This window comes from Hoylesella timonensis S9-PR14, from assembly GCF_000762405.1.
Taxonomy (GTDB): domain Bacteria; phylum Bacteroidota; class Bacteroidia; order Bacteroidales; family Bacteroidaceae; genus Prevotella; species Prevotella timonensis_A.
Genome location: NZ_JRPQ01000136.1, coordinates 1 through 11313, shown reverse-complemented (window position 1 = coordinate 11313; position 11313 = coordinate 1). Strand labels below are relative to the sequence as shown.

The 11313-nt window shown below is 44.0% G+C and carries 10 protein-coding genes; 3 read left to right on the top strand and 7 right to left on the bottom strand.

Annotated elements, in window-relative coordinates; genetic code table 11:
* Positions 1 to 2177 (bottom strand): BspA family leucine-rich repeat surface protein (locus HMPREF9304_RS08335; RefSeq protein WP_197061661.1); only part of this gene is annotated, 2177 nt, incomplete at its 3' end.
* 406 nt (positions 2178 to 2583) lie between these two features.
* Here HMPREF9304_RS08335 and HMPREF9304_RS15275 point away from each other — a divergent pair.
* Positions 2584 to 2835, top strand: a complete 252-nt coding sequence (locus HMPREF9304_RS15275; protein WP_036928195.1) for a cation efflux transmembrane domain-containing protein — start codon at positions 2584 to 2586, stop codon at positions 2833 to 2835.
* Positions 2836 to 2992: 157 nt separating this feature from the next.
* On the opposite strand, the gene HMPREF9304_RS08325 is transcribed toward HMPREF9304_RS15275, so the two are convergent.
* Complete coding sequence (locus tag HMPREF9304_RS08325) at positions 2993 to 3190, bottom strand: type II toxin-antitoxin system Phd/YefM family antitoxin (protein ID WP_036928193.1); 198 nt, start codon at positions 3188 to 3190, stop codon at positions 2993 to 2995.
* A 38-nt stretch (positions 3191 to 3228) separates the two neighbouring features.
* Positions 3229 to 5991 carry a DNA polymerase I gene (gene polA, locus HMPREF9304_RS08320; protein ID WP_036928191.1) on the bottom strand — a complete coding sequence of 921 codons (2763 nt, stop codon included), beginning with the start codon at positions 5989 to 5991 and terminating at the stop codon, positions 3229 to 3231.
* Positions 5992 to 6143: 152 nt separating this feature from the next.
* Here polA and HMPREF9304_RS08315 point away from each other — a divergent pair, with 152 nt between their 5' ends.
* Together HMPREF9304_RS08315 and HMPREF9304_RS08310 are read left to right on the top strand one after the other, a co-directional pair.
* The gene (locus tag HMPREF9304_RS08315) at positions 6144 to 7121 is read left to right on the top strand and encodes a polyprenyl synthetase family protein (protein ID WP_036928189.1); all 978 of its coding nucleotides are present in this window, start codon (positions 6144 to 6146) and stop codon (positions 7119 to 7121) included.
* A gap of 78 nt (positions 7122 to 7199) precedes the next feature.
* Positions 7200 to 8564, top strand: coding sequence for an alpha/beta hydrolase (locus HMPREF9304_RS08310; protein WP_036928187.1), 1365 nt, complete (start codon positions 7200 to 7202; stop codon positions 8562 to 8564).
* A 90-nt stretch (positions 8565 to 8654) separates the two neighbouring features.
* On the opposite strand, the gene deoC is transcribed toward HMPREF9304_RS08310, so the two are convergent.
* The 4 genes from deoC to HMPREF9304_RS08290 all read right to left on the bottom strand — a co-directional run.
* The gene (deoC, locus tag HMPREF9304_RS08305) at positions 8655 to 9605 is read right to left on the bottom strand and encodes a deoxyribose-phosphate aldolase (RefSeq protein ID WP_036928186.1); all 951 of its coding nucleotides are present in this window, start codon (positions 9603 to 9605) and stop codon (positions 8655 to 8657) included.
* The gene (locus tag HMPREF9304_RS08300; RefSeq protein WP_008123796.1) at positions 9602 to 9931 is read right to left on the bottom strand and encodes a nucleotide pyrophosphohydrolase; all 330 of its coding nucleotides are present in this window, start codon (positions 9929 to 9931) and stop codon (positions 9602 to 9604) included. Before HMPREF9304_RS08300 ends, deoC begins: the two co-directional genes overlap by 4 nt.
* A 30-nt stretch (positions 9932 to 9961) precedes the next feature.
* Positions 9962 to 10414: a D-aminoacyl-tRNA deacylase gene (dtd, locus tag HMPREF9304_RS08295; protein ID WP_036928185.1), complete on the bottom strand. Its 453-nt coding sequence runs from the start codon at positions 10412 to 10414 to the stop codon at positions 9962 to 9964.
* Positions 10415 to 10877: 463 nt separating this feature from the next.
* On the bottom strand, positions 10878 to 11313 hold a 436-nt coding region (locus HMPREF9304_RS08290; protein ID WP_309597574.1), incomplete at its 5' end, for a hypothetical protein.

Below are 11313 nucleotides of genomic sequence, written 5' to 3'. Positions count from 1 at the left end.
ATGTTGCTGACGTTTTGGGTATTGAATTTGCTCACATCAAGCGATGTCAATGCCTCGCAGCCATTGAACATATTGCTCATGTCGGTGACCTTTTGGGTGTTGAATTTGCTCACATCAAGCGATGTCAATGCCTTGCAGTCAGAGAACATGACGTTCATGTCGGTGACGTTTTGGGTATTGAATTTGCTTACATCGAGCGATGTCAATGCCTCGCAGAATTCGAACATGCTGTTCATGTCGGTGACCTTTTCGGTATTGAAGTTGCTCACATCAAGCGATGTCAATGCCTCGCAGCCAAGGAACATCCACGCCATGTCGGTGACATTTTGGGTATTGAATTTGCTTACATCGAGCGATGTCAATGCCTTGCAGAATATGAACATGCCCCCCATGTTGGTGACGTTTTGGGTGTTAAAGTTACTCAGGTCAAGTGATGTCAATGCCTCGCAGCGATTGAACATGCCGTTCATGTTGGTGACGTTTTGGGTGTTGAAGTTGCTCACATCGAGCGATGTCAATGCCTCGCAGTGAGAGAACATGCAGTACATGTCGGTGACGTTTTGGGTGTTGAATTTGCGCACATCGAGCGATTTCAATGCCTTGCAGCCATCGAATATACTGTTCATGTCGGTGACGTTTTGTGTGTTGAATTTACTCACATCGAGCGATGTCAATGCCGAGCAGCCATCGAACATGCGCCTCATGCTGGTGACGTTTTGGGTGTTGAATTTACTCACATCAAGCGATGTCAATGCCTTGCAGTTTTCGAACATCTTTCCCATGTCAGTGACGTATTCGGTGTTAAGGTTTCGTATGCCTATGATGTCCTGCAAATTGATGCAATGTGCGAACCAGGAGTGGGTGCTGGTGGGACGGTACCCGGAAAAGGAGGCGTCGAACACAACATGCTTAATATTTTTTGGGGGGTTATCATCATCACCTGCCCAAGCAGGAGGTACTCCAGGTTTGGGCATATCGTAGATGCGCTCATAATTCTGATGGGTGATGCGCAGATTGTCATAATAAAAAGTGAGCGTCTGGTCGGGTGTTAATACGGCATAAGCCTCTGCTGGCCCAGGCAGGATTGTGAAGTAACCCGTGATGGGGTTAGCCATCTTAATGCCCGTTTTGCTTGCGTCGAACGAAGTGTTGGTACCTTTCAGCTGCGTACAGTTATCAAACATACCTTTATCATCAACATATTGCCCAACATTCCAGTTTCTGTTGCAGTAAATAGTGGTCAGGGATTCGCAGCCATAGAACATCCATTTCATGTTGGTGACGTTTTGGGTATTGAATTTGCTCAGGTCAAGCGATGTCAATGCCTTGCAGCCTTCGAACATGCCTACCATGCCAGTGACCTTTTTGGTATTAAAGTTGCTTAGGTCGAGCGATGTCAATGCCTTGCAGCCTTCGAACATGCCGTACATGTCTTTAACGTTTTGGGTGTTGAAGTTGCTCACATCGAGCGATCTCAATGCCTTGCAGCCTTCGAACATGCTTCTCATGGAGGCGACGTTTTGCGTATTGAATTTGCTCAAATTGAGCGATCTCAATGCCTCGCAACCAGAGAACATGGCGCTCATGTCGGTGACCTTTTTGGTATTAAAGTTGCTTAGGTCGAGCGATGTCAATGCCTTGCAGCCTTCGAACATGCTGCTCATGCTGACGACGTTTTGGGTATTGAAGTTGCTCACATCGAGCGATGTCAATGCCTTGCAGTAATCGAACATCCTGCGCATGTCGATGACCTTTTCGGTGTTGAATTTGCTCACATCGAGCGATGTCAATGCCTCGCAGCTAAAGAACATAGCGTTCATGTCGGTGACCTTTTCGGTGTTAAGGTTTTGTATGCCCTCGATGTTCTGCAAATTGATGCAACATTCGAACCAAGAGAGGGTGCTGATGGGACGGTACCCGGAAAAGGAGGCGTCGAACACAACGTGCATAACGTTTTTCTGGGGATAACTTTCAGAACCTGCCCAATCGGGAGGTACTCCAGGTTTGGGCATGTCGTAGATGTGCTCATAATTCTGACGGGTGGCGCGCTGATTGTCATAATAAAAAGTGAGCGTCTCGTCGGATGTTAATACGGCATAAGCCTCTTGTGCTGCCACTGGCAGGCTACCCGTGACTGCAAAAAGGGCGACGAGGAGTGAAAGAAGATAATTTCCCATGATGATGGTTTGAAATGAATAAAAGGAGGTCATCTGTCCGTCTTGTTTCCCAAGGGGTGGTGCGGGCAAACTCGTGACCGTGAATAACTATCAATTGCATATTGCAGTAAACATTCTTCTTTTCGTGAACAGATGATGTTCCTGCATCGGAAATCTCACCTTAGCCATATCGGTTGCGTATCGCAAAAGGTGAATACGAACACAAAATTAAATATAAAAACCAGAAAAACTACGGTTGACCCTAAAAATATTTGAATAATCAATCGGTTCAGAAGAGTGAGCCGCCACCAACATTAGAAAATGAGATTGCGCGTCATGTTATTTTGCAGATATTCTAAAGGTGTACACAACGTGTAGTTAAAAATCACTATATTTGCAGGTACAACCCTTTAATCTCAAAACATTGATGGAAAAATCCGATTCCGACCGTCAGCGAGAACAGTCCATATACCGTGTCACCATTGCCGGCAGCATCATCAATGCGCTGTTGCTGGCATTCAAGTTCACGGCTGGAATCTTGGGCGGATCGGCTGCCATGATTGCTGATGCCGTGCACTCTGAGCCTTTGAAGGTGAATGGAGTGTATGTGGAGCCTTCTTCAGGTGAGTGTCAAACTCCCTATAGATTTGATTTGCAGGATGATTGTCGCAAATTTTGAAGTTGACTGTTTGTAGATATAAAAATAATCCCATTGACTTGAATCTATGAAGTCAATGGGGTGATAGGTTTACGTTCACGCTGTAAAATGATTGAAGCTAAGGAGTTAGGCACTTGAAGTGTGTGCGCAATGCCCCTATCTCAATACATGAATAATTTTAGGGGTTCGCCTTTGAAGGTTCATTCTTTTTAGCCCGATATTCACAGGCTTTCAGTTGGTTGTATTCTTCCATGGAGAGTATCACCACACTTTTGTCTTTCGGTCGGTGAATGAGCAAGGAATCGCCATTGTCCACCACACTGTCAAGCAGGTGAATGGGGTCTTCAATGAGTTGTTCAATATGGATAATTTTCATATAGCGTTGTTCTTCTTTGTTTTTATATGATGTGATTTTTAGTGTGCTTCTAACCAGTTGTGTCCCCAGCCAGCATCGGCTACGAGAGGAACTTTGAGTTGATAGGCGTTCTGCATCTCCTCTAAAACGATGCGCTCTACTTGTTCTTTCTCTGAAGGTAACACACTGAAATTGAGTTCATCGTGTACCTGTAGAATCATCTTTGATTGGATATTCTCTCGTTTGAACCGTTCGTAAATGCGTATCATTGCCACCTTGATGATGTCGGCAGCCGACCCTTGTATGGGCGCATTGATGGCATTACGCTCTGCAAAGCCACGGACAGTGGCGTTTTGACTGTTGATATCGGGGAGATAGCGGCGGCGATGGAAGAAGGTCTCTACATATCCCTTTTCCCGAGCCGTGTCTTTGGCTTGCTCCATGTAGGTCTGTACCTGTGGGAAGGTGGTGAAATAGCCGTCGATGAGTTGTTTGGCTTCGCCCCTGTCGATGCCCAATCGTTCCGCCAAGCCAAACACCGTGATGCCATAGATGATGCCGAAATTGGCACGTTTGGCTTTGGTTCGTTCATCACGTGTCACGTCTTTCATCTCCTTGCCATAGATTTTGGCGGCAGTGGCAGCATGGATGTCATACCCTTCTTGAAAGGCCTCAATCATGTGCTTGTCTCCACTGAGATGCGCCATGACACGCAATTCTATCTGACTATAATCGGCAGAGAAGAACAAACAACCGTCTTCAGGGATGAAACATTTGCGGATTTCTTTCCCATCCTCGCCTCGTACGGGGATGTTTTGCAGATTAGGATCGCTCGAGGAGAGCCGTCCTGTAGCCGTTACGGTTTGATTGAACGAGGTGTGAATGTGTCCTGTTTGGGGGTTGATGAGCTTGGGTAGCGCATCAACATACGTTCCCAAGAGTTTCTTCAGTCCACGATAGTCCAAGATGAGGGTTACTATTTCGTTGCCAGTGGCATATTTTTGCAGCTCTTCTTCACTGGTAACAAACTGCCCGGTCTTTGTCTTTTTGGGCTTTTCGGCTATCTGCAATTTTTCAAAAAGAATGTCGCCTACCTGCTTTGGAGAAGAGACGTTGAACGATTCGCCAGCTAATTGATGAATTTGCGCTTCTAAGTTGTTCATACGTTTGGTAAAGCTTTCAGAAACCTCTTGCAGTGCTTTTGTGTCTATCCGTATGCCGTTCATCTCCATTTCTGTCAGCACACGTACCAAAGGCATTTCCATTTCATAAAACAGCTGGTCGACCTCTCGTTCCTTGAGCTTAGGTTCAAGGATATTTTTAAGTTGCAGGGTAATATCTGCATCTTCGCAAGCGTACTCATAGATGTCGTTAGGAGCAAGGTCGCGCATATTCTTTTGACCTTTTCCTCGTGGTCCAATGAGTTCTTCAATATGTATCGTTTGATACCTTAAATATACCTCTGCCATGTAATCCATGTTGTGATGCAACTCGGGTTGTAAGAGGTAATGCGCAATCATGGTATCGAATAGGTCGCCTTTGAGCTCGATTCCGTAACGGCTTAAAACCTCCATGTCATATTTGATATTTTGACCAATTTTGAGTATCGCATCGTTTTCGTACGCTGATTTGAATAAATTAACAATCTTTATTGCTTGTTCACGGTTTGCTGGAATGGGTACATAAAAGGCTTGATGAGGCGCCACCGAAAAGCTCAAACCAACCAATTCTGCTTCCATTGCATTGGTTGAAGTGGTTTCTGTGTCCAGACTTAAAATCTTATTTGTTAAGAAAAAGTCACATAATTTGCGCATTTCCTCTTCATTATCAATGAGTTTGTATTCGTGAGATACTGTTTTAAGGCTCTCAAAACTCTTGTTTTTTGGCTCAACCTGAATGTTGGGCGAGGATTCTTCAAATAAATTGAGTTGTTTGTTAGCTTTCTTTGTGCTATTTTTAGATTTGTTTAGCATTCGATTCGCTAACGTCTTAAATTCCAATTCATGGAGAATTTTTGCAAGTTCTGCCTCATTCGGTTCTTCCACTTGTAAGTCATCGAGTTTTAAGTCGATTGGAACATCGGTGCGAATGGTGGCTAAGAATTGGGACATCTTAATATCCTCGATGGCATTTTCTACTTTCTCACGCAATTTACCCTTGATCTCTTGTGTTCGTTGTAGCATCTCATCAATGCTACCAAACTGGTTGATTAGTTTGATAGCTGTTTTCTCTCCCACGCCGGGACAGCCAGGAAAGTTGTCAGCAGTGTCGCCCATGAGGGCTAAAATATCAATGACTTGCAACGGAGAGTCGATGCTGTATTTGGCACAAATCTCTTTCTCACCGAGTGTTTCGTAACCCCCTCCGTGTCTTGGTCGGTACATCCACACATGTTCTCCCACCAATTGTCCGTAGTCCTTGTCAGGGGTCAGCATATAAGTATCAATGCCTTTTTTGCCCGATTTCATCGCTAACGTGCCGATAATGTCATCGGCTTCGAATCCTTCTACCTGAAGACATGGGATGTGATACGCCCCCAAAATCTGTTTGATGATGGGAACAGACTTTTTAATATCTTCGGGGGTGGCTTCTCGCTGTGTCTTGTAGGCGGGGAAAGCCTCGTTCCTAAAGGTAAGTCCGTGGTCGAATGCCACCGCAATATGGGTGGGTTGCTCCTTGGTAAGTACCTCGTTGAGGGTATTGCAAAAGCCCATAATGGCAGAAGTGTTTAACCCTTTTGAGTTGATTCGTGGACTGTTGATAAACGCATAATAAGATCTGTATATTAAAGCGTAGGCATCTAAAAGAAAGAGTTTTTCCATATTGCTGATGTGTTATAATGGCTTACCAGATAGGGGGCATTCTCCGTTAAAGCCCTTGGTAAAGCGACATTGAATTTATTTTTATGCTAAATTACGCAAAAAAAGCGACAAATAGGGATTTATTCTGTATTTTTGTAACAAATTTGGTAAGCATGGACTATTTATCCCTCATACAACACCCGATTACACAAGAACTGAATGATTTTAATCAGTTATTCGAAGAGTCGTTGTCACACGCTGATGGTCTGCTATCGCAAGCACTTTCTCACATTCGTCAACGAACGGGAAAGCGCATGCGTCCCATGCTTATTTTGTTAATAGCGAAGAACTTTAATGGTGTTACCTCCACCGCCCAACATGCCGCGGTGGGCTTGGAACTGCTGCATACCGCCAGCCTTGTGCACGATGATGTGGTGGACGAGAGTGGCGAACGTCGTGGACAGGCATCGGTGAATGCTACCTACGACAACAAAGTGGCGGTGCTGGTGGGCGATTATATCCTGTCAACGGCTTTGTTGCAAGTTTCTTTCACCCATTCGGAAGCCATTATACAAAACCTTGCTAACCTTGGCAGAACCTTGTCGAATGGTGAGATTTTGCAGTTGAGCAATATCCAGAATCAGGACATTTCGGAAGAAGTATATTACCAAGTCATCAAACAGAAGACGGCTGCCTTGTTCGAATCGTGTGCCGTCATTGGCGCACAAGCAGGCAAAGCAACACCCGAAGAGGTAGAGGCTGCTCGTCAATTTGGACAGACGTTGGGTATTATTTTCCAAATTAGAGATGATATTTTCGATTATTTTGAATCGAAAGAGATTGGCAAGCCCACTGGCAATGATATGGCAGAGGGGAAACTTACCCTCCCTGTTATTTATGCCTTGAATTCTACTCGTAATGCTGCCATGCTCCAATTGGCACATAAGGTGAAGGACAACACGGTGACGCCCGATGAAATCGCACAATTGGTAGCTTTCACAAAGCAGCAGGGGGGCATTGAATATGCCGAGCAACGCATGGGCGAATTGCATCAACAAACGCTGGATTATATAGACAAGCATGTAACGGATGCCGATATTAAAACGGCTTTGCAAGCCTATATCGACTATGTGGTGAAGCGTACAAAATAAGGAGTACGCACACCTTTTATCGCCTTGTTTTTGTTTTGAGCGTGATAGATAACCTGTAAATATCATATTCATATCGTCATGAAAACAAGATTTCTTACTTTTATGCTCCTGTTGTGTGCTTCCGTTTGTGCATCGCATGCACAAAAATTGGAAGGTAGTTGGACGGGAAAACTGTCGGTTCAAGGTACACAATTAACGCTTGTCTTTCACGTGGAAAAGGACAAAAACAACGGTTTCATCGTAACGATGGATAGTCCTGACCAAAGTGTAAAAGGCGTTCCTGCCACAGTGAACTGTCTGACAGCCGACTCTGTGGATATTGCTATCTTGTCGATTGGGGCTCGGTATCTCGGCAAACAGCAAGGAGATCACATTCAAGGAGTGTTTACGCAGTTTGGTAAGGCTTTCCCTTTGATGCTCAATCGTGGTGTGGAGGAACTAAAGAGACCGCAAACTCCTCATGCGCCTTATCCATATCAAACTGAGGAAGTAACCTTTCAAAACGCCAAGGCGAATGCTGTTTTCTCGGGAACATTGATTTATCCTGTGGGTTATGAGCAGATGAACAAGCAGAACGTACCTGTGGTACTGATGGTAACAGGTAGCGGTCAGGAAAATAGAAACGAGGAAATATTCGACCATCAGCCTTTCTTAGTCTTGGCAGATTACTTGGCTCGCCATGGCATTGCTTCGCTTCGATACGATGATAGAGGGTTTGCGAAGTCTACAGGTGATGCTTCCCAATCAACAATGAAAGACAATGCGGAGGATGCTCGCTGTGGTTTCAACTACCTGAAAAGCCTGAAAAAGTTCGGAAAGATAGGTGTCATGGGACATAGTGAGGGTGGTAGTATTGCCATGATGTTGGCAGCAGAGGCCTTACCCGATTTCATTGTGAGTCTTGCAGGGATGGCTGAACGTGGCGATAGCTTGATGTTGAGGCAAGTATATCAAGCGATGGAGGCGAGAGGTGGTGCTTCTTTCGCACGCGATTACTGTAAGGTGTTGGGGGCTATTTATGCTTATAGAAATGCCAAGAAAGACATTTCTCACCCCGAAGCCGTGTTAGACTCCTTGTTGAAACAAACTAATGTGTCGCTCCCAGCATTGAGCCGGCAAAGTTTGTTACCCATTATCACCATGCAAACCCCATGGGTTCTCGATTTCATCGCTACCGACATGGCTTGCTATCTTCCAAAAATCAAGTGTCCTGTCATGGCAGTGAATGGTAGTAAAGATGTGCAGGTAGATGCGCACGACAATCTTTCTGCCTTGCGAAAAGGCTTGAAACCCAACAAAAAGAACTTGATTAAAGAATACGAAGGACTGAACCATCTGTTTCAACATTGTACTACGGGGCAGACAATGGAGTATCGATTGATTGAAGAAACCTTTGCCCCAGAGGTGATGCAAGATATCGTTGATTGGATCAAGGCGCTTTGATCGTGCTAAAAAACACAAGCGGATATACACTTCTGAGGTGTATATCCGCTTTTTTACAAGGTATTTTTTTCAGTTGCTTCTATTGTATCATTAGAAGAATTTTACTTCCTTTCCCTCAATCTCGCTGAGTAACATGTTCGCCAAGCGACTGGTACCTAAGCGGAACCACTTATTGGTAAGCCATTTTTCGCCTAACACTTCTTTTACAATGGTGTAGTAGATGAGGGCGTCCATTACTGAGTTGATGCCGCCAGCAGGCTTAAAACCTATCTGAATGCCCGTTTCATCGTAGTATTCCTTGATGGCTTGGCACATCACATACGCTGCTTCTGGTGTGGCTGCCACTTTCTCTTTGCCCGTAGAAGTCTTGATATAATCGGCTCCGGCATACATGGAAAGGATAGAGGCTTTCTTGATATTTGACGCTGTTTTTAAGCATCCTGTCTCTAAAATTACCTTCATGGCGGCGTCTCCGCAAGTCTCTTTCAACTCTTGTATATCCTCGCACATCTCTTCGTAATTGCCACTTAGGAACTTGCCTACGGGCATCACGATGTCAATCTCCGTAGCTCCATCTTTCACTGCCAATGCTGTTTCGGCTACCTTTACCTCGATGAGGGCTTGAGAAGAGGGGAAACTGCCCGATACGCAGGCTATTTCAACGCCTTCAACCTCCAAGGTGTCGCGTACTACCTGAGCAAAACAAGGATACACGCAGATAGTGGCAACGTGGGGAAGGTCAGCATATTGCGTGTCAAACTGGTTTACCTTTCCGGTAAATGCCATGATGCTTTCGTCCGAATCAGTGCATTTCAATGAGGTCAGTTCAATGCTACCAAACAGGAATTTCTTCACCTCAGGGGTGTCATTGGTATGTACTTTCTCTTCGATGAGCTTCTTAACTGTTTCTCGTACTTCATCATCGTTGAGATTGGTGTTGTACTTTTTCAAAGCCTGTTCGTACTTATCGACTGTTTGCTTAGGCGTATTCTTGGCATTGCGCTGCTCTTTTGTAGGCTGTATGTTTTTGTTGACTGTCATTGTTGTTTTAGTTTTGGATTATTGATATGTCTTGTCTTATCTCGATTGGTTTTCTTCTTCATGTTTTGTTCGAAAGCCTCGGTGAGGTCAACTCCTGTTTGATTCGCCAAACAGATGAGTACCCACAAAATATCTGCCATTTCATCGGCAAGATTGGGTGTCTCTCCTGGCTTGAAACTTTGGTCGCCATAGGTGCGTGAGATGATGCGTGCCAACTCGCCAACCTCTTCAGTGAGACACGCCATGTTGGTGAGTTCTGAGAAATAGCGTACACCATATTCCTTAATCCAGCGGTCTACTTGTTGTTGTGCTTCTTTGATTTCCATATTTTGAATCTTGATTTGGGGGTGTTTGAGTTACTCTTTATTTTTGGTATCCATACAGATGGTGACCGGACCATCGTTCACTAATTTCACCTGCATATCGGCACCAAACTCGCCAGTTCCTACCTCTTTTCCCAATTGGGCACTCAAACGTTTGTAAAACTGCTCGTAGAGAGGGATAGAAATCTCGTGCCCTGCGGCTCGAATGTAGGAGGGTCGGTTGCCCTTTTTGTACGATGCCATGAGGGTAAACTGGCTCACCACCAATATTTCACCATTGATATCGAGGATAGATTTGTTCATCACTCCCTGTTCATCGTCAAACACACGAAGGTTGACAACCTTCTTTACAAGCCATTCTATATCTTCTTCGTTATCTTCTTCGCCAATGCCTAAAAGAATAAGAAAACCTTGCTGAATGGACGATTTCATCGTGCCTTTGATGCTCACCGATGCTTCTGAAACTCTTTGTATGACTATTCTCATATTACAAAGATATTTATTTTTGGGCATTTAGCCAAATATTATGTTCTTAAATGGTGAGTTTTTAAGTGGAAAAATTGATGAGTAGATTTTTTATAAAATAGTCCCAAAGGGTATAGAATAACCAACTAAAAATGGTCAAGAGAGTCTATGAAAGTACTATAGCATTGGGTTAATGCTCTTATAAACATGGGTTAATGCCCTTATAATAATGACTTAATGCCCTTATAGTAATGGGTTAATGCCCTTATAGTAATGACTTAATGCCTTTATTATAATGGGTTAGTGCCCTTATAAAAGTGATTTCTATTTTTTTTGTTGTTATTCTAATAGTTTTATCTCTTTTCCCTACTTGTTAAACAGTCATCAAAAAACCTTTCGCTACTCATCAATTGCGGTAACGAAAGGTTAGTAATATGCCTCGTGTTATATTCATGAAGCGTAGGAATTTGTCGTGTCGGACGGGCTAAAGCAGGTTGATGATGCTTTCTGCCGTTTTGCCTTTATAGATGCAGAGTTCGTGGAGAGGAGTGTTCTTAAAATCCGCATAGCCAAATATTTGTATGGCAATAAACTGTTTGTCTGCGGTTAGGCAGGCTTCCAAACGGTAGTTGCTCATACTTTGTTTTTGTGGCATTCGCATTTTCTCTGCTTTTTCTGCGATTTGTTCCTCGGGCATTTGCAGAAGTTTGACTAATTTTTCGCCATCTTCAGCGTTGTAATAATTGATGATTGCCTTGAGAGGAGTGTTTGTAGGGGTATATATTGCCTTAGCTCCAAAGCCAAGGAAACCATTAGAAACAGTGATATCTGGGTTGGTAGAGAGTGTACTGGACATCTCTAAATTTGAGACCTCTGCAAAACTTTCTCTTTCTCTCATAAATTCACTTATAACCACATTA